The sequence below is a fragment of the Arenimonas sp. genome (assembly GCF_036275555.1).
Taxonomy (GTDB): Bacteria; Pseudomonadota; Gammaproteobacteria; order Xanthomonadales; family Xanthomonadaceae; genus Arenimonas.
Genome location: NZ_DASUDO010000042.1, coordinates 13,334 through 35,686, shown reverse-complemented (window position 1 = coordinate 35,686; position 22,353 = coordinate 13,334). Strand labels below are relative to the sequence as shown.

Annotated in this window: 22 protein-coding genes; 20 read left to right on the top strand and 2 right to left on the bottom strand. The window is 71.0% G+C overall.

From position 1 onward, the window contains the following. Positions 1-14: 14 nt before the first annotated feature. Positions 15-2,282, top strand: a complete 2,268-nt coding sequence (locus tag VFV21_RS11370) for a thiamine pyrophosphate-dependent enzyme (protein ID WP_329669534.1) — start codon at positions 15-17, stop codon at positions 2,280-2,282. Positions 2,283-2,338: 56 nt separating this feature from the next. Then, the gene (locus VFV21_RS11365; protein ID WP_329669533.1) at positions 2,339-3,235 is read left to right on the top strand and encodes an adenylate/guanylate cyclase domain-containing protein; all 897 of its coding nucleotides are present in this window, start codon (positions 2,339-2,341) and stop codon (positions 3,233-3,235) included. A 110-nt stretch (positions 3,236-3,345) separates the two neighbouring features. Here the strand turns inward: VFV21_RS11365 and VFV21_RS11360 are convergent, their stop codons facing one another. Beyond that, positions 3,346-4,227 (bottom strand): phosphate/phosphite/phosphonate ABC transporter substrate-binding protein, encoded by an 882-nt coding sequence (locus VFV21_RS11360; RefSeq protein ID WP_329669532.1) that lies wholly within the window; start codon positions 4,225-4,227, stop codon positions 3,346-3,348. A gap of 67 nt (positions 4,228-4,294) precedes the next feature. Next, entirely contained in the window at positions 4,295-5,110 is an 816-nt protein-coding gene (locus VFV21_RS11355) for a folate-binding protein (protein ID WP_329669531.1), read from the bottom strand. An 81-nt stretch (positions 5,111-5,191) separates the two neighbouring features. Here VFV21_RS11355 and VFV21_RS11350 point away from each other — a divergent pair, with 81 nt between their 5' ends. The 18 genes from VFV21_RS11350 to uvrC all read left to right on the top strand — a co-directional run bounded on the left by VFV21_RS11350 (position 5,192) and on the right by uvrC (position 22,350). Further along, positions 5,192-5,371, top strand: a complete 180-nt coding sequence (locus VFV21_RS11350) for a DUF1674 domain-containing protein (RefSeq protein WP_329669530.1) — start codon at positions 5,192-5,194, stop codon at positions 5,369-5,371. A gap of 58 nt (positions 5,372-5,429) precedes the next feature. Beyond that, on the top strand, positions 5,430-5,825 hold the full coding sequence (gene sdhC / locus VFV21_RS11345) for a succinate dehydrogenase, cytochrome b556 subunit (protein ID WP_329669529.1): 396 nt from the start codon (positions 5,430-5,432) through the stop codon (positions 5,823-5,825). After that, positions 5,822-6,199, top strand: a complete 378-nt coding sequence (gene sdhD, locus VFV21_RS11340) for a succinate dehydrogenase, hydrophobic membrane anchor protein (RefSeq protein ID WP_329669528.1) — start codon at positions 5,822-5,824, stop codon at positions 6,197-6,199. Before sdhC ends, sdhD begins: the two co-directional genes overlap by 4 nt. A 7-nt stretch (positions 6,200-6,206) precedes the next feature. After that, positions 6,207-7,997 (top strand): succinate dehydrogenase flavoprotein subunit, encoded by a 1,791-nt coding sequence (gene sdhA / locus VFV21_RS11335; RefSeq protein WP_329669527.1) that lies wholly within the window; start codon positions 6,207-6,209, stop codon positions 7,995-7,997. Between the two features lie 96 nt (positions 7,998-8,093). Next, positions 8,094-8,876 carry a succinate dehydrogenase iron-sulfur subunit gene (locus VFV21_RS11330; protein ID WP_329669526.1) on the top strand — a complete coding sequence of 261 codons (783 nt, stop codon included), beginning with the start codon at positions 8,094-8,096 and terminating at the stop codon, positions 8,874-8,876. A 74-nt stretch (positions 8,877-8,950) separates the two neighbouring features. After that, positions 8,951-9,148: a succinate dehydrogenase assembly factor 2 gene (locus VFV21_RS11325; protein ID WP_052575178.1), complete on the top strand. Its 198-nt coding sequence runs from the start codon at positions 8,951-8,953 to the stop codon at positions 9,146-9,148. Continuing rightward, on the top strand, positions 9,111-9,554 hold the full coding sequence (locus VFV21_RS11320; RefSeq protein WP_329669525.1) for a hypothetical protein: 444 nt from the start codon (positions 9,111-9,113) through the stop codon (positions 9,552-9,554). Before VFV21_RS11325 ends, VFV21_RS11320 begins: the two co-directional genes overlap by 38 nt. Before the next feature lie 6 nt (positions 9,555-9,560). Next, entirely contained in the window at positions 9,561-10,805 is a 1,245-nt protein-coding gene (locus VFV21_RS11315; RefSeq protein ID WP_329669524.1) for a lipoprotein-releasing ABC transporter permease subunit, read from the top strand. Next, entirely contained in the window at positions 10,798-11,511 is a 714-nt protein-coding gene (gene lolD / locus VFV21_RS11310; RefSeq protein WP_034211320.1) for a lipoprotein-releasing ABC transporter ATP-binding protein LolD, read from the top strand. Before VFV21_RS11315 ends, lolD begins: the two co-directional genes overlap by 8 nt. A 55-nt stretch (positions 11,512-11,566) precedes the next feature. After that, positions 11,567-13,966: a DNA internalization-related competence protein ComEC/Rec2 gene (locus tag VFV21_RS11305; protein ID WP_329669523.1), complete on the top strand. Its 2,400-nt coding sequence runs from the start codon at positions 11,567-11,569 to the stop codon at positions 13,964-13,966. A gap of 3 nt (positions 13,967-13,969) precedes the next feature. After that, the gene (locus VFV21_RS11300; RefSeq protein WP_329669522.1) at positions 13,970-14,620 is read left to right on the top strand and encodes a MotA/TolQ/ExbB proton channel family protein; all 651 of its coding nucleotides are present in this window, start codon (positions 13,970-13,972) and stop codon (positions 14,618-14,620) included. Further along, on the top strand, positions 14,617-15,039 hold the full coding sequence (locus VFV21_RS11295) for a biopolymer transporter ExbD (protein WP_329669521.1): 423 nt from the start codon (positions 14,617-14,619) through the stop codon (positions 15,037-15,039). Before VFV21_RS11300 ends, VFV21_RS11295 begins: the two co-directional genes overlap by 4 nt. Next, positions 15,036-16,793 carry a lipid A export permease/ATP-binding protein MsbA gene (msbA, locus tag VFV21_RS11290; RefSeq protein WP_329669520.1) on the top strand — a complete coding sequence of 586 codons (1,758 nt, stop codon included), beginning with the start codon at positions 15,036-15,038 and terminating at the stop codon, positions 16,791-16,793. Before VFV21_RS11295 ends, msbA begins: the two co-directional genes overlap by 4 nt. Further along, the gene (lpxK, locus tag VFV21_RS11285; protein ID WP_414638565.1) at positions 16,790-17,788 is read left to right on the top strand and encodes a tetraacyldisaccharide 4'-kinase; all 999 of its coding nucleotides are present in this window, start codon (positions 16,790-16,792) and stop codon (positions 17,786-17,788) included. Before msbA ends, lpxK begins: the two co-directional genes overlap by 4 nt. Continuing rightward, a complete protein-coding gene (gene kdsB, locus VFV21_RS11280; protein WP_329669519.1) occupies positions 17,775-18,548 on the top strand; it encodes a 3-deoxy-manno-octulosonate cytidylyltransferase in 774 nt (257 codons plus the stop codon). Before lpxK ends, kdsB begins: the two co-directional genes overlap by 14 nt. Before the next feature lie 17 nt (positions 18,549-18,565). After that, a complete protein-coding gene (locus VFV21_RS11275) occupies positions 18,566-19,033 on the top strand; it encodes a low molecular weight protein-tyrosine-phosphatase (RefSeq protein ID WP_329669518.1) in 468 nt (155 codons plus the stop codon). A 27-nt stretch (positions 19,034-19,060) separates the two neighbouring features. Beyond that, a complete protein-coding gene (locus VFV21_RS11270) occupies positions 19,061-20,485 on the top strand; it encodes a redoxin domain-containing protein (RefSeq protein ID WP_329669517.1) in 1,425 nt (474 codons plus the stop codon). Further along, positions 20,482-22,350 carry an excinuclease ABC subunit UvrC gene (gene uvrC / locus VFV21_RS11265; protein ID WP_329669516.1) on the top strand — a complete coding sequence of 623 codons (1,869 nt, stop codon included), beginning with the start codon at positions 20,482-20,484 and terminating at the stop codon, positions 22,348-22,350. Before VFV21_RS11270 ends, uvrC begins: the two co-directional genes overlap by 4 nt. Positions 22,351-22,353 lie beyond the last annotated feature (3 nt).

Here is a 22,353-nt window from a genome sequence, read left to right as displayed (position 1 = left end):
CTTCCGAGCCCTTCATGTCCGCAGCCACCCCGCTGATCCCCGCCCGCCACAAGGACGTCAATCGCGCGAAAGTCTGCGATGACAACTTCATCGAGTTCGTGTCGGGCTGGAGCGGGCGGCCGGAGCCGCGCCCGGCGCCGCACGAGCCGGTGCTGGAGGGCAGCGCCTGCACGGCGGAGGATTTCCTGGCGCTGTTCGACTCGCAGCTGGTCTCGCGCCACCTCGACCTGATGGCGCGCGTGCTGCGCGTGCAGCAGAAGGTGTTCTACACCATCGGTTCCTCGGGCCACGAGGGCAATGCCATGGTCGCGCGGCTGACGCGCCACACCGATCCCGCCTTCCTGCACTACCGTTCCGGCGGCTTCATGGCCGAGCGCTTCCGCAAGCTGCCGGGCATGGACCCGATCATGGATTCGGCGCTGAGCTTCGCGGCCAGCAGCGAGGACCCGATTTCCGGTGGCCGGCACAAGGTCTGGGGCAGCAAGCCGCTGTGGGTGCTGCCGCAGACGTCCACGATCGCCTCGCACCTGCCCAAGGCGCTGGGCACGGCGATCGCCATCGAGCAGGCGCGCCGCATGGGCCACGCGCTGCCGATCCCCGAAGACTCGATCACGATCTGCTCCTTCGGCGACGCTTCCAGCAACCACGCCAGCGCCCAGACCGCGTTCAACACCGCGCAGTGGACCGCCTACCAGAAGCTGCCGGCGCCGGTGCTGTACGTGTGCGAGGACAACGGCATCGGCATCTCGGTGAAGACGCCGGGCGGCTGGATCGCCAACGCCTTCCGGAACCGCGAAGGCCTGGACTACTTCTACGCCGACGGCCTCGACATCGCCGAAGGCTATGGCCAGGTGCAGGCCGCGGTGGAGCACTGCCGCCGCACGCGCCGCCCGACCTTCCTGCACCTGCGCACCACCCGCATCATGGGCCACGCTGGCACCGACTTCGAGATCGAGTGGCGCAGCTTCGAGGAGCTGATGGCGGTGGAAGCCACCGACCCGCTGCTGCGCTCGGCGGAAATCGCGCTGCAGTCGGGCCTGATGTCGAAGGACGAGGTGCTGACCAAGTACGAGGACACCCGCAAGCGCTGCTTCGCCGCCGCCGAGGAGGCCGACCGCCGGCCCAAGCTCGACGACCTGGCCGAAGTGATGCGGCCGCTGGCACCGTTCACGCCGGACAGGGTGATGGCCGAGGCCACCCGCGACGACTTCGCCGACAAGCGCCTGGCCGTGTTCGGCAGCGAGGCCAAGCTGCCCGAGAACCAGCCGCCGCGCCACCTGGCGATCCAGATCAACAACGCGCTGCACGACCTGTTCTGCAAGTACCCCGAGGCCCTGCTGTTCGGCGAGGACGTGGCGCAGAAGGGCGGCGTGTACACGGTCACCAAGGGCCTGCACAAGGCGTTCAAGAACGCCCGCGTGTTCAACACGCTGCTGGACGAAACCATGATCCTGGGCCTGGCCCAGGGCTATGCCAACGTCGGCATGCTGCCGATGCCCGAGATCCAGTACCTGGCCTATTTCCACAACGCCTGCGACCAGATCCGCGGCGAGGCCTGCTCGCTGCAGTTCTTCTCCAACGGCCAGTACCGCAACCCGATGGTGATGCGCATCGCCTCGCTGGGCTACCAGCGCGGCTTCGGCGGCCACTTCCACAACGACAACTCGATCACGGCCCTGCGCGACATCCCGGGCCTGGTGGTCGGCTGCCCCAGTCGCGGCGACGACGCCGTGGCCATGCTGCGCACGATGATGGCGCTGGCCAAGGTGGACGGCCGCGTCTGCGCCTACCTCGAGCCGATCGCGCTGTACATGACCAAGGACCTCTACGAGGCCGGCGACGGCCAGTGGCTCACCAGCTATCCGCCGAACGGCGAGGCGATGGTGCTGGGCGAGGAGCGCGTGTATTTCCCCGAGGCCCGCGACCTGGTGATCTTCAGCTTCGGCAATGGCCTGCCGATGAGCCTGCGCGCCGCGCGGGACATCGAAAAGAACCACGGCTGGAAGGTGAGGGTGGTGGACCTGCGCTGGCTGCAGCCGCTCAACGCGGAGGCGATCGCGCGCCACGCCGGCGAGTGCGCCCGCATCCTGGTCGTCGACGAGGGCCGCAAGTCGGCCGGCGTGGGCGAGGGCGTGATCACCGCGGTGGTCGAGTCCGGCCACGGCGCCAAGCCACTGCGCCGGGTGGTGGGTGCCGACACCTACACGCCGCTGGCGGGCGCCGCCTTCCTGGTCATTCCGAGCGAAGCCGACATCGTGGCGATGGCCGCCGAACTGGCCTGAGCCCGTTAAACCGGGGCATGAATGACGCCCCCGTTGGCTTCGCCTAGACTCGCCGCATGAGCCCGTCCCGGCCCCAGACCATCCTGTTCGCCGACGTCAGCGGCAGCACGCGGCTGTTCGAGAACAAGGGCGACCAGGAGGCGCGGCGCCTGATCGCCGCGGTGCTCGAGGCGCTGACCCAGGTCTGCCGGCAGCACGGCGGCCGGGTCATCAAGACCATCGGCGACGAGATCATGTGCACCTTCCCGGCGGCGCTCAACGGCGTGCTGGCGGCCTGCGACATGCAGCGCCGGATGGGCCGCGACATCGACTTCGTGCGCGACAACCTCGCGGTGCGCATCGGCCTGCACCACGGCGACGCGCTGGAGGAAGAGGACGGCGACGTCTATGGCGACGCCGTGAACACCGCGGCGCGGATGGCCTCGCTGGCCAAACGCGAGCAGATCGTCACCACCGCGGCGACGTACGACAGCCTGTCGGGCAAGGTCCCGGAAGCGCGCGGCCTGGGCAAGGCGCGGGTCAGCGGCAAGCTGCTGCCGATCTCGATCGTGGACCTGGTCTGGCAGGAAGACACCTCCGGCATGACCATGGTGCAGTCGGCGGTGCGCGGCGGCGACGCGGCGCAGGCCGGCGAGGTGCTGCGGCTGCGGCATCGCGGCCAGGTGGTCGAGCTGCGGCCCGATTCCGAGCCCTTCAGCATGGGCCGCGAGCCCGCCAACCACCTGCAGGTCGAGGCCGACTGGGTCAGCCGCACGCACGCGATGATCGAGTACAAGCGCGGCCATTTCATGCTTGCCGACCGCTCCACCAACGGCACCTACGTGCGCATCGGCGACGACGACGAGCTCAAGGTCCACCGCGACGAGCTGCACCTGCGCAAGTCCGGCACGATCAGCCTGGGGCAGGCGGTCGCCGTGAACACCGGCGACATCATCCACTACGAAACCGCCTGAGCGCCGGCCACCGGACGCGCCAAAAAAATGTAGGAGGGGCTTCAGCCCCGAAGCTTTCCGGCGAAAAGCTTCGGGGCTGAAGCCCCTCCTACAGGTTCCGCAGCCCGCGCTCAGTCGTCGGCTTCGACCTGGATGCCGCCGGTGATCTCGGGCTCCACGTCTTCCTCGACCGCCGGTTCGGCGGCCCGCGGCATCGGCTTGTAACCGAACACGCCGCGCAGCAGGTTCTCGCTGCCCGCGTATTCGGCGGCGTTGGTGGCGACGAACTGGCTGGCGCCGAGCTCGACCAGCACCTCGTACAGGGTGTCGTCCTCGTGCAGCTTCAGCATCGCGTCGGCCACCGCCTGGCGCACGTCGGACGGCACGGTGCCGCCGGCGCTGAGGGCTCGGCCGGTGAACTCGCGCGAATCGGACACCGACACCAGGTTCGGATACAGCTGGGCGATGTAGTTGGGCACCATCGCGGCTTCGGTTTCCTGCGAGAACACCATCTCGACGCCGTCGCGCCAGTTCGCCGCCACCGACATGATCTCGGGCTGGGCGATCGGGTTCTTGTACAGGTCGCCCAGCAGCAGGTAGCCCATGCTCGGCGCCGGCATGCTGACCACGCGGTAGCCGATCAGGCCGCGCGAGCCACCCTCGGCGACCGAGGCGTCGGCCATCAGCGAATAGCGCGTGCTTTCAGCCACCCGCACCAGCGGCGTGAAACCGAGGCGGTTGACGCGGTAGTCGGTGAAGTGGGCTTCCTCGAACGCGAAGTCGGTCTTCGAGCCCGAGCGCAGGTCGCGCCAGTAAACGTGGTAATTGGTGGCGGCCTTGAGGCGGAAGGTGTGGCCGGTGCTCTTGGAGAGGTAATCAAGCAGCGGCTTGTAGACCTGCTCGGCCTGGGCCGGCGGGTAGTTGGGTTCGACCGCGAGGATGTAGTCGGCGGCGAGCGCCGGCATCGCGGCCAGTGAAAAAACGAAGGCGGCAAGGCCCTTTTTAAGCATCATGTGGTGTTCCTCCCTGTGCCCGCGGTATAGCAGACATCCCGGGCTTTGGCCAATGCTGGCGCGGGTTTCAGGGCTGCCGCGCAAGGCCTTCGTTCAGCCCCGTGAGCTGGCACGGGCGGCCTTCGACGGTCAGCGGCGGGTGCTCACCGGCGGTGAGCACCGCCAGGCCTTCACGGCCGTCCGCGGTGGTGCACACGACGGTGCCGACGGCCGCCTCGGCGGCCTTCACGGCCTGCCCGGACGCCAGGCCCTCGCCGAGGATGCGAACCAGTTCACGCTTTGCCTGGCCGAGGTAGTGGGTGCGGGCGACGATTTCCTGCCCCGGGTAGCAGCCTTTCCTGAGGCTGAAAGCGGCCAGTCGTCCCAGCGACAGCATCTGCGGGGTCCACGCTTCGCGCTGGTCTTCAGGCAGGCGGGGCAGGCCGTAGGCGAGATCGGTGGCTCGCCAGCGCTGTTCCAGCGCCACGTCGGCGGGGGCCAGCGCCGGATCGCCCTGCGGGAGCAGCCACAGCGTGCGCGGCTGCGCCGGATCCCCGAGGTCCAGCGCCAGCGGCGGCGTGGGCCCCCCGTCGAAACGATCCGGGGCCGGAGTGGCATGGTGCGGGCCCGCGGCTACGACCCAGCCCGGCGCGTCATCTAGCACCAGCTTGCTGCGGAAGAGGAAGCGCTGCAGCGCCGCTTTCAGTGCGTCGACCGGATGGTCGGGCACCAGCAGCAGGAACCGGTCTTCATCCAGCCTGAGCACCGCCATCACCGCGATCACGCGGCCTTTCGGGGTCAGCCAGCCGCTCCAGTGCCACTGGCCCGGCGCGAGCGCGGCGACGTCGCTCATCAGCTGCGCCTGCAGGAACTTGCCGGCGTCCGGGCCGGAAACGGCGATCACGCCGAAGCCAGGGAGGGCAGGGCAGGACACCGCGGGCAGATTTGTCTTGAACGCCATGGGGGTGGGACTTAACATTGCCGGATGCCAGACGAGCCTCGAATCATAGGCGAAACCGCGGGTCCCGCCGCACCGGACGCCACCCCGTCCGAACCCGCGGGGACCGCGGCGGCGCCGATGCCCACCGAGGTCGGCGGGCGCGACGGACCCGAGCCCACCCGCTTCGGCGACTGGGAAAAGAACGGCCGCTGCATCGATTTCTGACGCCGCGAACACAGCGCGGCAAGCACACTCCCTTTCATAACCCAGACGAGCGCAGCCCATGGCCACGCCAAAACGACCGCTGTCCCCCTTCATGATCGGCCCGTACTACCGGCCGCAGCTGACCAGCATGATGTCCATCGCCCACCGCGCCACCGGCGTGATCCTGGCGCTGGGCTCGCTGGTGCTGGCGGCCTGGCTGGTGGCCGCCTCCGAGAACGCCATGATCTACGGCGGCTTCAACTCGCTGCTGGGCTCGCTTCCGGGCAAGGTCGCGCTGTTTGCCTTCTCGGCCAGCCTGGTCTACCACTTCCTCAACGGCATCCGGCACCTGTTCTGGGACGCCGGCCACGGCTTCTCGATCCCCAAGGCCTATGCGAGCGGCTATGCCGTGCTGGCGCTGTCGGTGGTAATCACCGCCGTGCTCTGGTGGTTCGGCCTGGGAGGCGTGGCATGAGCCTGCGCAATCCGCTTGCCCGCGCCAAGGGCCTGGGTTCCGCGAAGGACGGCACCTCGCACTGGTGGCACCAGCGCCTGACCGCGATCGCGCTGGCCCTGCTGACCCCCTGGTTCGTGATGTTCGCCGTGAGCCTGCTCGGCGCCAGCCACCTGGCCGTGCGCGGCGCCATCGCCCATCCGGTCACCGCGACCCTGCTGGCCGCCTTCGTGCTTTCGCTGTTCTGGCATGCGCGCCTCGGCCTGCAGGTCGTGGTCGAGGACTACGTCCACGGCTGGCTCGAGGTTGCGCTGCAGGTCGCCATCAAGTTCGTCTTCGCGCTGGCGGCCATCGCCTCCCTGCTGGCCATCGGCCGCATCGTCTTCACTGCCTGAGCCCGCCATGACTTCTGCCTACAAGATCCACGAGCACACCTACGACATGGTGGTCGTCGGCGCCGGCGGCGCCGGCCTGCGCGCCACCTTCGGCCTGGCCCAGAAGGGCCTGCGCACCGCCTGCATTTCCAAGGTGTTCCCGACCCGCTCGCACACCGTGGCGGCGCAGGGCGGCATCTCGGCCGCGCTGGGCAACATGGGCGAGGACGACTGGCGCTTCCACTTCTACGACACCATCAAGGGCTCGGACTGGCTGGGCGACCAGGACGCCATCGAATACATGTGCCGAGAGGCCATCCCGGCCATCATCGAGCTTGAGCACCAGGGCGTGCCGTTCTCGCGCACCGAGGACGGCCGCATCTACCAGCGCCCTTTCGGCGGCATGACCACGCACTACGGCCAGGGCACCGCCCAGCGCACCTGCGCGGCGGCCGACCGCACCGGCCACGCCATCCTGCACACGCTGTACCAGCAGTCGCTGGCGCACCAGGCCGAGTTCTTCATCGAGTACTTCGCGCTCGACCTGATCATGGACGAGGAGGGCGCCTGCCGCGGCGTGCTCGCGCTCGACATGGCCTCGGGCGAGCTGCACCTGTTCCGCGCCCAGGGCACCGTGCTGGCCACCGGCGGCTACGGCCGCGCCTACTTCAGCGCCACCTCGGCCCACACCTGCACCGGCGACGGCGGCGGCATGGCGCTGCGCGCGGGCCTGCCGCTGCAGGACATGGAGTTCGTGCAGTTCCATCCCACCGGCGTCTACGGCGCCGGCTGCCTGATCACCGAGGGCGTGCGCGGCGAAGGCGGCATCCTGCGCAACTCGGCCGGCGAGCGTTTCATGGAGCGCTACGCGCCCAACGCCAAGGACCTGGCCTCGCGCGACGTGGTGTCGCGATCGATGACCATCGAGATCCGCGAAGGCCGCGGCGTGGGCCCGAAGAAGGACCACATCCACCTCGACCTGACCCACCTCAACCCGGCCGACATCCACGAGAAGCTGCCGGGCATCGCCGAGACCGCCAAGATCTTCGCCGGCGTCGACGTCACCAAGCAGCCGATCCCGGTGCTGCCGACCGTGCACTACAACATGGGCGGCCTGCAGACCAACTACCACGGTGAAGTGGTCACGCTGAAGAACGGCAACCCGGACTCCGTGGTGCCGGGCCTGTACGCGATCGGCGAAGCGGCCTGCGTGTCGGTGCACGGCGCCAACCGCCTGGGCTCGAACTCGCTGCTCGACCTGGTGGTGTTCGGCCGCGCGGTGGCCAACCGCTGCGCCGAGACCATCAAGCCGGGCGCGCCGCACAAGACGCTGCCGGCCTCGGCCTGCGACAAGTCGCTGGCCAACCTCGACAAGCTGCGCCACGCCAACGGCGGCACGCCGACCGCGCAGATCCGCGACGCGATGCAGCAGACGATGCAGAACGACGCGGCGGTGTTCCGCACCGGCGAGACGCTCAAGCACGGCGTCGACAAGATCCGCGAAGTGGTGGCCTCGTTCGCCGACGTGCGCGTGTCCGACCGGTCGCTGGTGTGGAACTCCGACCTGGTCGAGACCCTGGAGCTGCAGAACCTGCTCGGCCAGGCCGTCGCCACCCTGGTGTCGGCCGAGAACCGCAAGGAATCGCGCGGCGCCCACGCCCGCGAGGACTTCAAGGACCGCGACGACGTCAACTGGCACAAGCACACGCTGTGCTGGGTCGACGACGCGGGCAGGACCACCATCGACTACCGCCCGGTGCACATGTACACGCTGAGCAAGGACGTCGACGTGGTGCCCCTCAAGGCCCGCACCTACTGATCTGTAGGAGGGCCTTCAGGCCCGAAGCTTCTCGCCGAAGGGCTTCGGGCCTGAAGGCCCTCCTACGAAAAACGACATCGCGCAGGAACCAAGCAAATGGCTGAGTTCACTCTCCCGAAGAATTCGAAGGTCACCAAGGGCAAGCACTTCGCCGCCACCGGCGCGAAGAACGTGCGGACCTTCAAGATCTACCGCTGGAACCCGGACGACAGCGCCAACCCGCGTACCGACACGTACGAAGTGGACCTGGACAGCTGCGGCCCGATGGTCCTGGACGCGCTGATCAAGATCAAGAACGAGATCGACCCGACGCTGACGTTCCGGCGCAGCTGCCGCGAGGGCATCTGCGGCTCGTGCGCGATGAACATCGACGGCACCAATACCCTGGCCTGCACCAAGGGCATCGACGAGTGCGGCAAGTCGGAAGTGCCGATCTACCCGCTGCCGCACATGCCGGTGATCAAGGACCTGGTGCCGGACCTGAGCCACTTCTACGCCCAGTACGCCTCGATCAAGCCCTGGCTGCGCACGCAGAGCCCGGCGCCGGCCAAGGAGCGCCTGCAGTCGAAGGAAGACCGCGCCAAGCTCGACGGCCTGTACGAGTGCATCCTGTGCGCCTGCTGCTCGACCAGCTGCCCGAGCTACTGGTGGAACGGCGAGCGCTACCTCGGCCCGGCCGTGCTGCTGCAGGCCTACCGCTGGATCATCGACTCGCGCGACGAGGACACCGGTGCGCGCCTCGATGACCTCGAGGATCCGTTCAAGCTCTACCGCTGCCACACGATCATGAATTGCGCCCGCACCTGCCCGAAGGGCCTGAACCCGGCCAAGGCGATCGGCGAGATCAAGAAGCTGATGCTGCAGCGTCGCGGCGCCTGAGGCCCGTGGAGGCGCGCGACCCGGAACGCGAGGCCGCCGAGCTGCGGCGGCTTCGCTGGCGCTGCCGGCGCGGCATGCGCGAGCTCGACCAGCTGATGCTGCGCTATCTCGACGCCCGCTGGCCGTCGGCTTCCGACGAAGAACGGGCGGTTTTCCTGCAGCTGCTCGACACCGAGGACGATAAGCTCTGGCGATGGTTCATGGGCCGGGAACGGCCGGAGGACGCTTCGCTCGATGGCCTCGTCGCCCGCATCCTCGATCTTCCGCCTTGACTGGCGGCCCTCGCGCGTCCTCGGCCTCGCGCTGGTGATGCTGGGGCTGCTGGCTTCGGCGTCGGTCCTCGCCAGTCGCCTGCCGCCCCTCCTGAAGTTCCCCGCCGCCACGCTGGCGCTGGCCCATGCACTGCATCTGGCCCGGCGGGAAGCGGGCAGGGCGCCCTGCGCGCTGGCCTGGGCGGGCGGCCACGGCCCGCTCCGCGCCGGCGACCAGGGGCTGGTCGCGCCACGATTGCACCTGCGCGGACCCATCGCGGTGCTGGTCGCGCGTGACGTTCATGGAAGGTTGCAGCGTTTTTGCTGGTGGCCGGATACCCTGTCGCCTGGCCTGCGTCGCCAGCTCGCGCTGGCGGCCTCGGCCGGCCCCCTCACCGGACACCCGCTGGCCGCCTGGCCCGCCTAGGACCCCATGTTCCAGCCCCTGCCATTCTCGATCGGCCTTCGCTACCTGCGCGCCAAGCGGCGCAACGGGTTCATCTCCTTCATCTCGATGGCGTCCATCCTGGGCATCATCATCGGCGTGATCGCGCTGATCACGACCATCTCGGTGATGAGCGGCTTCCAGCAGGAACTGCGCGACCGCATCCTTGGCATGGTGGCGCACGCCACGGTGGCGGGCGTGGACGGGCCGCTGCAGGACTGGCCGCGCGCCGTGGCGCTGGCCGATGCCGACCCGCGCGTGGTGGGCGCCGCGCCCTACATCGAAACCGAGGCCCTGCTGCAGGGCCGCCAGCGACGCGGCGCCATCGTCCGCGGCGTGCTGCCCTCGCATGAGCCCAAGGTCTCCGAGATCGCCGGCATGATGAAGCAGGGCTCGCTCGACCAGCTCCAGCCGGGCGAGTTCAACATCATCCTGGGTCGCGAGCTGGCCATCCTGCTCGGCGTCGGCCCGGGCGATGCGGTCAACGTCTTCATCTCCGAATCCACCGTGACGCCGCTGGGCGCGCTGCCGCGGGCCAAGCGCTTCAACGTGGTCGGCATCTTCGAGGCCGGTGCGCAGGAATACGACCTCGGCATGGCCCTGGTGCACCTGCAGGACGCGCAGCGGCTGGGCCGGATGGGCGAGGGCGTCACCGGCGTGCGCCTGAAGCTGGCCGACCTGTGGGAAGCCTGGCCGGTGGCGCGCGACCTGTCCGACAAGATGGACGGCTATTACCGCGTGCGCGACTGGATGCGCGACAACGCCAACTTCTTCCGGGCGCTGAAGATGGAGAAGACGGTGATGTTCATCCTGCTCACCCTGGTCATCGCCATCGCGGCCTTCAACCTGGTGTCGTCGCTGGTGATGCTGGTGCAGGACAAGCAGTCCGACATCGCCATCCTGCGCACGCTGGGCATGTCGCCCGCGGCGGTGATGCGGGTCTTCATCGTGCAGGGGCTGGTGATCGGCGTCGTTGGCATCGCGGTGGGCACCATCGGCGGAGTGCTGCTGGCCAGCAACCTCTCGCACGTGGTGCGCTTCTTCGAGGGCCTGCTGGGCGCCGAGCTGATGCCATCCGACGTGTACTACATCAGCGGCGTGCCGACCCTGGTGCAGGCTTCGGACGTGGCGATGGTGGTGGCGGTGGCCTTCGTGCTCTGCCTGCTGGCCACGATCTACCCGGCCTGGCGCGCCTCGCGCACCGACCCGGCCACGGCGCTTCGCTATGAATAAGGATCCCGGCATGGACGTCGTCATCCGCTGCTCGAAGCTGGGCAAGACCTACGAAGAGGGCGACCTGAAGACGCCGGTCTTCGACGGCCTCGACCTCGAGGTGCGCCGCGGCGAGACCGTCGCCATCGTCGGCGCCTCGGGCGCCGGCAAGAGCACCCTGCTGCACTTGCTCGGCGGCCTGGACCACGCCACCTCGGGCGAGGTCCACGTCGCCGGCGAATCGATGTTCACGCTGGGCGAGCGCCAGCGCGGCGAGCTGCGCAACCGGACGCTGGGCTTCGTGTACCAGTTCCACCACCTGCTTCCGGAATTCACCGCGCTCGAGAACGTGATGATGCCGCTGCTGATCCGCGGCGATTCGGTCGAGGCCGCGCGCGAGCCCGCCCAGCGGCTGCTCGGGCGCGTCGGCCTGGGCCATCGCCTCGGCCACAAGCCGGGCGAGCTCTCCGGCGGCGAACGCCAGCGCGCCGCGGTCGCGCGCGCGCTGGTCACGCGTCCGGCCTGCGTGCTCGGCGACGAGCCCACCGGCAACCTCGACGAGAAGACCGCCGCCTCGGTCTTCGACCTGATGCTGGAATTGAACCGCGACCTCGGCACCGCCCTGGTCATGGTCACCCACGATCGCCGCCTGGCGCGACGACTGGATCGGACCCTGGAACTGACCCGGGGACGACTGCAGCCGCTCGGGGACGATGCCATCGCCTGATTCCCTGTTGGCGGCGCGCGCCCGCGGCTGAGCCGCGGTGCGCGGCGGAGCGCGCTTGCCGCCGGGGCAGCCCGGCACACCGCCGTCGCAGCCCGGCACCACGCCGTCGCGCTTCGGCCCGGCGGTCGCGGCTGGCCTGCTGGCCGGCGTGCTGGTCGTGCAGGTGTTCCCGCGGCTCCCGGGCTTCGAGGCGTCGGTGGCCTTGCTGGTCCTGGCCCTGTTGGCCTGGTGGCGCCCGGGGTGGCCGCGCGTGGCGGGCGCGCTGTTGGCCGGCGTCGCGCTGGCCTTCCTGCAGGGTCGCGCGACGCTGGCGTCGCAGTGGCTGGCGGCGCGTTCGGGCGAAGCGGTGCTCGTCGTCGGCCAGGTGCTCGGACTGCCCGTGGTCGCCGCCGACGCGGTGCGCTTCGAGTTCATCGTCGAGCGTGGCCCCGCGGGGCTCGCAGCCGGCAGCAAACTGCGGCTGGGCTGGTACGCACGTGCGGGCGACGATCCGCTGCCCCGGGTCGAGCCGGGCAGCCGCTGGCAACTGCCGCTCCGGCTGCGGGCACCCCGCGGCCTGCTCAATCCCGGCGGCTTCGACTTCGAGCGCCGCGCCATCGAGCAGCGCATCGTGGCCACCGGCTACGTCACGGCGCCCGAAGACGCGCGGCCCCTCGGTCCCGCCGCCGGCGCGGGCGCGCGACTGGACCGGCTGCGCGCTGCACTGTCGGCGCGCATCGCCACGGCGGTGCCCGGACCCGCGGCGCGTTTCGTCGCGGCGCTGGCGTTGGGCGATACGCGCGGCCTCGACGACCACGACTGGGAGGTGCTGCGCGCCACCGGCCTGACCCACCTGATCGCGATCTCGGGTTTCCACGTCGGCCTCGTGGCGGGCTTCGGCGCCGTGCTGGGCCGCTTGCCGTATGCGCTGTTCCCCGCACTGGGGCGCCGCTGGCCGCGCCCGCAGGGCAGTGCCGCGGCCGCGCTGCTGCTGGCCGCCGCGTACACCGCGCTGGCCGGTTTCGCGCTGCCCACCGTGCGCACCCTGCTGATGATCGCGGCAGTGGTGCTGGCCCGCCTGGCGCGCCGCCCGCAGACGCTGGCGCAGTCGCTGGCCCTGGCCACGATCTGCGTGCTGCTGTGGGATCCGGCCAGCGTGCTGGCGCCGGGTTTCTGGCTCAGCTTCGTCGGCGTCGCCTGGCTGGCCTGGTGCCTGCCGTACCGCCCCGGTGAAGGCTGGCTGCGGCCGTTCCTGGCCTCGCAGGCGGTGGCGATGTTGGGGCTGCTGCCGCTGAGCGTGTGGTTCTTCAGCCAGGCCTCGCTGCCGGGCCCGCTGGTGAACCTGGTCGGCATCCCGTGGATCAGCCTCGTGGTGGTGCCGCTGGCCTTGCTCGGGCTGGCGTTCGAGCCCTTCCTGCCCGCCGCCGCCGACCTGTGCTGGCAGCTGGCCGCCGACCTGATGCAATGGCTGTGGTGGGCGCTGGAATGGGTCGCCGCCTGGCCGCCGGCGCTGGCCTGGTTGCCCGAGCCCACGCTGTTCGCCACGGGGCTGGCCCTGCTCGGCGTGTTCTGGCTGATGCTGCCGCGCACGATTCCCGGCAAGCCGCTGGCCGCATTGCTGCTGCTGCCGCTGCTGTGGCCCGCGCTCGACCGGCCCGCGCGGGGCGAAGTGGACCTGCACCTGCTCGACGTTGGCCAGGGCCTGGCGCTGCTCGTGCGCACGCGCCACCACGCACTGCTGTACGACGCCGGCCCGGCGCCGCCGCACGGCCTCGACCTGGGCGAGGCCGTGGTGGTTCCGGCGCTGCGCGCGCTGGGCGTGTCGCGGCTCGACCGGCTGGTGCTTAGCCACGGCGACAACGACCACGCGGGCGGGGCCGGCGCGGTCCGGCGCGCCTTGGCACCGCCCGTGGTGATGGCGCCCGAGGGCTGGGCCGCCGCCGGCATGCGGGCCTGCGTGGCCGGGCAACGTTGGCGCTGGGACGGCGTGGACTTCGAGGTGCTGCATCCGACGCCGCACTTCCCTTATCTCCGGAACGACAGCTCCTGCGTGCTGAGCGTCCGCGCCGGTGCCCGCCACGCCCTGCTGGCCGGCGACATCGGCCGGCACGTCGAGGCGAGGCTGGCCAAGCTGCCGCCCGCGCAGATCCGCGCCGACCTGCTGCTGGTGCCGCACCACGGCAGCGACACCTCCTCGAGCCTGGATTTCCTGGCGGCGGTCCGCCCGTCCGTCGGCCTCGTGGCGGTGGGCGAGGGCAACCGCTTCGGCCTGCCAACGCCGCGGGTGCTGGACCGCTACGATCGCTATTCGGTGGCGCTGCACGACAGCGCCGGCAGTGGCGCCATCGCGCTGCGGCTCGATGCGGACGGGGTGCAGCTGCGTGAACGGCGGCGCCAGGACCAGCCGCGCTACTGGCGCCATGCCGGCCCCGGCGGGGCAGGCTATGCTATCGGCAGGCAAGAACCCGAAAGGTGAGGCGTGCTGGAACTGATCAAAGCGGGCGGCTGGGTGATGCTGCCGATCATCCTCCTGGCGGTGTTGGCCCTGGCCATCATCCTGGAGCGATTCTGGAGCCTGCGTCGCAAGGAAGTGCTGCCGCCCGGCCTGGGCGAGGAAGTCCGCGAATGGGCCCGGGGCCGCGTGCTGGATCCCAAGCACATCGACGTGCTGCGCCGGAACTCCCCGCTGGGCGAGCTGCTGGCCGCCGGCCTGGACGTCCGCCACCGCCCGCGCGAGCTGATCAAGGAGCGCATCGAGGACGTCGGCCGCCACGTCGCGCACCGGATGGAGCGTTTCCTGAACACGCTCGGCACCATCGCCGCGGTCACCCCGCTGCTGGGCCTGCTGGGCACGGTGTTCGGCATGATCGAGATGTTCCTAGACATCCTCACCGCCGGCGTCGGTGACGCCAACCGCCTCGCCGGCGGCATCGGCCAGGCCCTGATCAGCACCGCGGCGGGCCTTTGCGTGGCGATCCCGGCCGTGATGTTCCACCGCTACCTGCGCGGCCGGGTGACCGGCTACGTGGTGGACATGGAGAAGCAGGCCACCGCGCTGCTGGACGCGCTCGACGAGGGCGCCGCGCCGCCGCCGGCCAAGGCCCCGCGCGCCAAGCGGAGCGAAGCATGAGGCTGAGTACCGGCCGGGTGCCGGACGAGCCGGAGATCAACCTGGTCTCCCTGATCGACGTCGTCTTCTGCCTGATCATCTTCCTGGTGGTCACCACCACTTTCGACCAGCGCTCGGCGCTGAAGCTGGTGCTGCCGCAGTCGCAGGCCAACTCCGAGGTCGACCCGGGCGAACCCCTGACGATCCTGGTGGATGCCGAGGGCCGCTTCTTCATCGGCAATGACGAAGTGCTCAAGCGCGACGTCGGCTCGCTGCGCGAAGCCATCACCCGCGTCGCCGGCGAGGACCGCGAGCGGCCGGTGGTGCTGCGCGCCGACGCCCGCACGCCGCACCAGTCGGTGGTGACGGCGATGGATGCGTTGGGCCAGGCGGGTTTCCGCAAGATCTCGATCGCCACCACGCCCGAGGCGACGCCTTGAGCCAGCCGGAAACCTCGGCCTGGGCCGTCTACCGCCGCCTGCTGGGACGGGCGAAGAAGTATTCGTTCTTCCTCGGCGCCGCCGGCGTCGGCATGGTGTTCGAGGCCGGCGCGGCCTCGGCCTTCACCTGGCTGATGGAGCCGATGATCAACGGCACCTTCGTCGACCGCGACCCCGAAGTGCGCTGGTCGCTGCCGCTGATCATCATCGGGCTGTTCGTGCTGCGCGGACTGGCCACCTTCTGCACCGACTACGGCATGGCCCGCGCCGGCCGCAGCGTGGTGCGCGACCTGCGCGGCGAGGTGCTGGAGAAATACCTGCGCCTGCCCAGCTCGCGCTTCGACGCCGAGCCGGTGCCCTCGATGGTCTCGCGCCTGAACTACGACACCGAGCAGGTGACCCAAGCCAGCTCCGACGCCATCAAGGTCATCCTCACCGACAGCCTCACCATCGTCGGCCTGCTGGGCGTGATGTTCTGGTACAGCCCGCGCGTGACCCTGGTGATGCTGGTGGTGGCGCCGCTGATCGCGGGCATCTCCGGCGTGGTCGGCCGCCGCTACCGGCAGATCAACCGCGGCATCCAGGACGGCGTGGCCAACATGGCGCAATCGGCCGAGCAGGCGCTGTCGGCCCAGCAGGAAGTGAAGGTGTACGGCGCCCAGGCGTCCGAGCTGGCGCGCTACACCGCGCTGATCAACCGCAACCTGGGCCTGAGCATCAAGGTCGAGTCCACCCGCGCCGCGGCGTCCTCGGTGGTGCAGGTGCTGGCCGCCACGGCGCTGGCCGTGATCCTGCTGGTGGCCGGCAGCGAGGCGGCGAAGGGGCGGATGGACGCCGGCAGCTTCGTCGCCATGCTCACCGCGATGATGGCGATGCTGCCTTCTCTCAAGCGCATCACCAACGTGCAGAGCCTGGTCCAGCGCGGCGTGGCCGCGGCCGACCGGCTGTTCGCCATCCTCGACGAGCCGGACGAGCCCGACCGCGGCACGATGCCGCTGGTGCACGCCCGCGGCGAGATCGAGTTCCGCGACGTCTCCGTCCGCTACCCGGGCCAGGAGGCGCCGGCGCTGGCCGGCATCTCGTTCACCGCGAAGCCGGGCACGGTCACCGCGATCGTCGGACGCTCGGGCAGCGGAAAGTCCACCCTGATCCGGCTGCTGCCGCGCTTCTACGAGCCCAGCGGCGGCGCCGTGCTGGTCGACGGCGTGCCGGTGGCGGACTACCGCCTGGCCGACCTGCGCCGGCAGATCGCCATCGTCGGGCAGCGCGTCATGCTGTTCGACGACAGCATCGCCGCCAACATCGCCTACGGCCAGTCCGCGGGCGGGGATCCGGCCCGCGTGCGCGCCGCGGCCGAAGCCGCCAACGCCGCCGAATTCATCGATCGCCTGCCGGGCGGCATGGACGCGCGCATCGGCGAGAACGGCGGCCTGCTCTCGGGCGGCCAGCGCCAGCGCCTCGCCATCGCCCGCGCCATCCTCAAGGACGCGCCGATCCTGATCCTGGACGAAGCCACCGCCGCGCTCGACACCGAGTCCGAGCGGCTGGTGCAGGACGCGCTCAACCGCCTGATCCCCGAACACACCACGCTGGTGATCGCGCACCGCCTGTCCACGGTCGAGCATGCCGACCAGGTGCTGGTGCTCGACGCGGGCCGGCTGGTGGAGCAGGGCACCCACGCCGAACTGCTGGCGCGCGGCGGCCTGTACGCCCACCTGCACCGCATGCAGTTCCGCGAGACGGAGGCCGGGTGAAGGCCGCGCTGGCGCACTGGCTGCTGCGGCGCTGGTATGGCGGCGTGGCGCCGGGCCCCGGCCTGCGCGCGCTGGCGGCGGTTTACGGCGGCCTGGTGGCGCTGCGCCGCTGGCTTTACCGGCGGGGCTGGAAGCCCACGCACCGGCTGCCGGTGCCGGTGATCGTGGTGGGCAACCTGGTGGCCGGCGGCAGCGGCAAGACGCCGCTGACCATTGCACTGGCGCGCGGCCTGGCCGAGCGCGGCTGGCGTCCCGGCGTCGTCAGCCGGGGCTATGGCCGCGACTCGGGCACGCCGGTGCGGGTGGCGCCCGGCATGGCGGCGTCCGAATGCGGCGACGAACCGCTGCTGATTGCGCGGCAGACCGGGCTACCCGTGTGGGTGGATGCCGATCGCGTCGCGGGCGCAAGGCGCCTGGTGGCCGAAGGTTGCAACCTCGTGATCGCCGACGACGGCCTGCAGCACCTGCGCCTGGGCCGGGATATCGAAATCGAAGTGGTGGACGGCGAACGGCGCCACGGCAACGGTCGGCTCCTCCCGGCCGGGCCGCTGCGCGAGCCTGCCGGCCGCCGCGTCGACCATCGCGTCGTCAACGGCGGCGAGGCCACCGCGGGCGAATGGCCGATGCGGCTGGTGCTGGCCGAGGCCGTGCCCTTGGGCGGCGGCGCATCGCGCCCGCTGGCCGACTTTGCCGGCCAAACCGTGCACGCGATCGCCGGCATCGGCCACCCCGCGCGCTTCTTCGAGGCGCTGCGTGCCGCCGGGCTAGCGCCGATCGAGCATCCGTTCCCGGACCACCACGCCTTCACCGCGTCCGAGCTGGACCTGGCACCGCCCGGCCCGCGGCTGATGACCGAGAAAGACGCGGTGAAGTGCGCCGCGTTCGACCTGCCTGACGCCTGGGCGGTGCCGGTCCGCGCAGCGCTTCCCGATGCCCTGTTCACGGCCCTGCAGCAGCGCCTGGCCGATTGGAGCCCGCCCCATGACCCCGCCTGAATTCATCGTCGCCATCCCGGCCCGCTACGGCGCCAGCCGCCTGCCGGGCAAGCCGCTGCGCCTGATCGCCGGCGTGCCGATGGTGGTGCACGTGGCGCGCCGCGCGCTGGCCGCCGGTGCGCGCGAGGTGGTCGTCGCCACCGATGACACCCGCATCGCGCAGGCCCTGGCCGGCGAACCGCTGCGGGTGTGCATGACCCGCGCCGACCACGCCTCCGGCACCGACCGCCTGGCCGAATGCGCCGACCAGCTCGGCTGGGGCGACGACCAGATCGTGGTGAACCTGCAGGGCGACGAGCCGTTCGCGCCGCCCGAGGGCATCCGTGCCGTGGCCGAGACCCTGGCCGCGTCCGCCGCCGAGATGGCGACGCTGGCCACCCCGGTCGAAGACAGCAAGACGCTGTTCGACCCCAATGCCGTGAAGCTGGTGCGGGATGCCAATGGGCTCGCGCTCTACTTCAGCCGCGCCCCGATCCCGTGGCAGCGCGACCAGTTCGCCCGCGACCGGCTGGGCGCCGATGCGTCGGCGGCGCTGCGCCACATCGGGATCTACGCCTACCGCGCCGGTTTCCTGCGCCGTTTCGCCGCGCTGCCGCCCGGCCGGCTGGAGCAGTGGGAGGCGCTGGAGCAGCTGCGCGTGCTCGAGGCCGGCCACCGCATCGCCGTGGGCCTCACCCCGGTGCCGTTCCCGCCGGGGGTGGACACGGAAGCCGACCTGGCGCGCGCGGAGCGCCGCGCGCTTGGCGACAAACTAGATTAGATATAGACGCTATCCCATTGAATATATTGTTCGTTTGCATGGGGAACATCTGCCGCTCGCCGCTGCTGGAGGGCTGGGCGCGCCACGTCCTCACGGACGCCGGGCACGGCCACCGCGTCCGCCTCGATTCCGCGGGCACGGGCGGCTGGCATGCCGGTGAGCCACCGGATCCGCGCGCCATCGCCGCCGCCGCGCGCCACGGCATCGACATCCGCGAGCAGCGGGCGCGCGCGGTCACGGAAGCGGACTTCCACGCCTTCGACCTGATCCTGGCCGCCGACCGCGACAACCTGCGCTGGCTGCGCCAGCACGCGCCACCCGGCGCCCGCGCGGAAATCCACCTCGCCCTGGCCTGGTGCGGGGTCGCCGACGACGAGGACGTGCCCGATCCCTACTACGGCAACGCCGCCGGTTTCGACGCCACCTGCCACCTCGCGCGCGCGGCCGCCCACGGCCTGCTGCGCAAACTCCCGCCGCAGGCATAATGCCGCGACCCCCGGAAGGACGCCCCCATGTCGCAGGCCCAGCAAGCCGCTCCCGAACTGTCGCCGAGCCTGCAGTGGCTCAACGCCGACCGCCAGTCGGTGGCCGCGCAGCAGGGACACGTGCTGGCGCTGGTGTTCTGGAACGCGGCCTCGACCTACTGCCACAACCTGCTCGATGAGCTGATGCGCCTGCAGGCGCGCTACCCGGTGGCGTTGTCGGTGCTGGGCATCCACCAGCCCAAGTTCGACTCCGAGCTCGACGGGCGCCTGGTGCTCAAGACCGCCAACCGCCTCGGCCTGACCTTCCCGGTCGCCAACGACCGCAGCTGGAGCACCTGGCAGCACTACGGCATCCAGGCCTGGCCGTCGGTGGCGCTGGTGGACACCCGCGGCCGCCTGCGCCAGGTGCTGGCCGGCGACCACCAGGGCCCGGCCCTGGATGCCGCCATCGCCGGCCTGATCGACGAAGTGGGCGGCGCCGTGCGCCCGGTCCAGCCGCCGCGCCGCACGGGCGGCGAATCGCGACTGCCGCTGGCCTTCCCGGCGGGCCTGGCGGTGGGCGAGAGCCATCTCTACGTCGCCGACACCGGCCACCACCGCATCCTCGAGTGCACCCACTCGGGCCGCGTGCTGCGCGAATTCGGCACCGGCCACGGCGACTACCTCGACGGCCCGGCCGACATCGCCGCCTTCCGCTATCCGCGCGGCATGTGCCTGGTGCGCGAATCGCTGTATGTCGCCGACACCGGCAACCACGCCCTGCGCCGCATCCGGTTGCTCGACGGCGCGGTCGAGACCGTGCTGGGCAACGGCCGCCCCGGGGCCGTGCGCGAAGGCCAGCAGGTCGGCGACGCGACCCTGCCTTTGAACCAACCCTGCGACGTCACCGGCACCCTGGACCGCCTCTACCTGGCGATGGCCGGCAGCAACCAGATCTGGGAGTACGACCTCGCCCAGGCCCGGCTGCGCCTGCTGGCCGGCACCGGCGAGCTGGGCATCGTCGACGGCCCGGCGCGCAGCGCGATGTTCGCGCATCCGACCGGGCTGGCCCTCGTGCAGCAGACGCTGTACGTCGCCGATTCGGCCACCTCCGCCATCCGCGCCATCCAGGTCGCGCAGGGCCAGGTGCAGACGCTGGTGGGGCAGGGCCTGTATGAATTCGGCGAGCACGACGGCCAGCGCCGCGACGCCCGCATGCAGCTGCCGATGGCGCTGGCGCTCGACCCCGGCTCGCCGGTGCTGTGGGTTGCCGACAGCTACAACGGCAGCCTGCGCAAGCTGCGCCTCGGCGGCGGCGAAATGAGCACGCACGACCTGCCGCAGCCGCTGGACCAGCCGGCCGCGCTGGCCGCCGGCGCCGGCTCGCTGTGGATCGCGAACACGGGCGCGCACGAGGTGCTGCGCTTCGACCTGGCCAGCGGCACGCTCGGCCGCCTGCCGATCGGCGAATGACGGCCCAGGCCTCCCCGCCCGCCGGCGACGCGCCGGCCCCGTTCGACGGCAAGGCCTTCGTCCGCGACCTGACCCCGGCGCCCGGGGTCTACCGCATGTACGGCGCCGACGGGCAGGTGCTCTACATCGGCAAGGCGCTTTCGCTGAAGAAGCGCGTCGGCAGCTATTTCCTGAAGGAACTGCCGTCGCGGCGGATCGCGCTGATGGTCGCGCAGATCGCCCGCATCGAAGTGACGGTGACGCGCACCGAGAGCGAGGCGCTGATCCTCGAGAACCAGCTGATCAAGTCGCTGCGCCCGCGCTACAACGTGCTGCTGCGCGACGACAAGAGTTATCCGCACATCCTGCTCACCGACGAGACCTGGCCGAAGCTGGGCTACCACCGCGGGCCGCGGGCGATGGCGGGGCGCTACTTCGGGCCGTACCCGAGCTCCGGCGCGGTGCGCGAGACGCTGGACCTGATGTTCAAGCTGTTCAAGCTGCGCAGCTGCGAGGACAGCGTATTCCGCAACCGCAGCCGGCCCTGCCTGCAGCACCAGATCGGCCGCTGCAGCGCGCCCTGCGTCGGCCTGGTGCCGACCCGCGAGTACGACGCCACGGTGCGGCGCGCGGTGCTGTTCCTCGAAGGCCGCAGCACCGAGCTGGTGGACGAACTCGGCAAGGCCATGGACGAGGCCAGCCAGCGGCTAGAGTTCGAGCAGGCCGCCGTGCTGCGCGACCAGATCGCCGGCATCCGCAAGATCCAGGCCCGCCAGTACGTCGAGGGCGAGCAGGTCGAGATGGACGTGCTGGCGCTGGCGATGGACCAGGGCGCGGCCTGCGTGCTCTTGATGGCCTTCCGCAACGGGCTGAACCAGGGCACGCGCAGCTTCTTCCCGCGGCCCAACGGCGCCGAGAGCCCGGAGGAGGTGCTGGGCGCGTTCGTGGCGCAGTACTACCTCGAGCAGCGCCCGCCGCGCGAGATCGTGCTCAGCCACGCGATCGCCGACGAGGCGCTGCTGCAGGAGGTGTTCAGCGCGCAGGCCGGGCGCAAGGTCGAGCTCAAGTCTTCGGTGCGCGGCGAGCGTGCGCGCTACCTCGAGATCGCCCGCCAGAACGCGGCGCTGGCCCTGGCCACCGAGGCCGCCAGCAGCGCCAGCCAGCGCGCGCGGCTGCTGTCGCTGCAGGAGATGCTGGGCCTGGGCGAACCGCCCGCGCGCATCGAGTGCTTCGACATCAGCCACACGATGGGCGAAGCGACCGTGGCCTCGTGCGTGGTGTTCGACGGCGAGGGCCCGGTGCGCGGCCAGTACCGGCGCTACAACATCACCGGCATCGAACCGGGCGATGACTACGCGGCGATGCACCAGGCACTGGAGCGCCGGTTCCGGCGCGGGGTGGAGGAGGGCGTGCTGCCCGACCTGCTGCTGATCGACGGCGGCGCCGGGCAGCTTGCCCAGGCCCGCGCGGTGTTGGACGAACTGGGCGTGCAGGGCGTGGCGATGGTCGGCGTGGCCAAGGGTGAGGCCCGCCGCGCCGGGCACGAGGCCCTGGTGCTGCCCGATGGCCGCGAGCTGCGCCCGGGGGCGGCGTCGCCGGGCCTGCAGCTGGTGCAGCAGGTGCGCGACGAGGCACACCGTTTCGCCATCACCGGCCACCGCGGCAAGCGCCAGAAAACGCGCGAGACCAGCCGGCTCGAGGACATCCCCGGCATCGGGCCGCGCCGCCGCGCGAGCCTGCTCAAGCACTTCGGTGGCCTGGCCGGGCTCAAGGCCGCGGGTGCCGAGGAAATCGCCCGCGTCGAGGGCGTCAACGACGCGCTGGCCCAGCGCATCTACGCCGCGCTCCACGGTCTTGAGGCACAATCGCCCCGGAACGAAGCCTGAGCA

Bases quoted from the DNA above. Each gene is read 5' to 3' on its own strand.
- VFV21_RS11350 (WP_329669530.1), top strand. From the start codon at position 5,192: ATGCCAGACGAGCCTCGAATCATAGGCGAAACCGCGGGTCCCGCCGCA.
- uvrC (WP_329669516.1), top strand. From the start codon at position 20,482: ATGACGGCCCAGGCCTCCCCGCCCGCCGGCGACGCGCCGGCCCCGTTC.
- VFV21_RS11270 (WP_329669517.1), top strand. From the start codon at position 19,061: ATGTCGCAGGCCCAGCAAGCCGCTCCCGAACTGTCGCCGAGCCTGCAG.
- VFV21_RS11360 (WP_329669532.1), bottom strand. From the start codon at position 4,227: ATGATGCTTAAAAAGGGCCTTGCCGCCTTCGTTTTTTCACTGGCCGCG.
- lolD (WP_034211320.1), top strand. From the start codon at position 10,798: ATGAATAAGGATCCCGGCATGGACGTCGTCATCCGCTGCTCGAAGCTG.
- VFV21_RS11315 (WP_329669524.1), top strand. From the start codon at position 9,561: ATGTTCCAGCCCCTGCCATTCTCGATCGGCCTTCGCTACCTGCGCGCC.
- kdsB (WP_329669519.1), top strand. From the start codon at position 17,775: ATGACCCCGCCTGAATTCATCGTCGCCATCCCGGCCCGCTACGGCGCC.
- VFV21_RS11365 (WP_329669533.1), top strand. From the start codon at position 2,339: ATGAGCCCGTCCCGGCCCCAGACCATCCTGTTCGCCGACGTCAGCGGC.
- VFV21_RS11295 (WP_329669521.1), top strand. From the start codon at position 14,617: ATGAGGCTGAGTACCGGCCGGGTGCCGGACGAGCCGGAGATCAACCTG.
- sdhD (WP_329669528.1), top strand. From the start codon at position 5,822: ATGAGCCTGCGCAATCCGCTTGCCCGCGCCAAGGGCCTGGGTTCCGCG.
- sdhA (WP_329669527.1), top strand. From the start codon at position 6,207: ATGACTTCTGCCTACAAGATCCACGAGCACACCTACGACATGGTGGTC.
- VFV21_RS11330 (WP_329669526.1), top strand. From the start codon at position 8,094: ATGGCTGAGTTCACTCTCCCGAAGAATTCGAAGGTCACCAAGGGCAAG.
- sdhC (WP_329669529.1), top strand. From the start codon at position 5,430: ATGGCCACGCCAAAACGACCGCTGTCCCCCTTCATGATCGGCCCGTAC.
- VFV21_RS11325 (WP_052575178.1), top strand. From the start codon at position 8,951: ATGCGCGAGCTCGACCAGCTGATGCTGCGCTATCTCGACGCCCGCTGG.
- VFV21_RS11320 (WP_329669525.1), top strand. From the start codon at position 9,111: ATGGCCTCGTCGCCCGCATCCTCGATCTTCCGCCTTGACTGGCGGCCC.
- VFV21_RS11370 (WP_329669534.1), top strand. From the start codon at position 15: ATGTCCGCAGCCACCCCGCTGATCCCCGCCCGCCACAAGGACGTCAAT.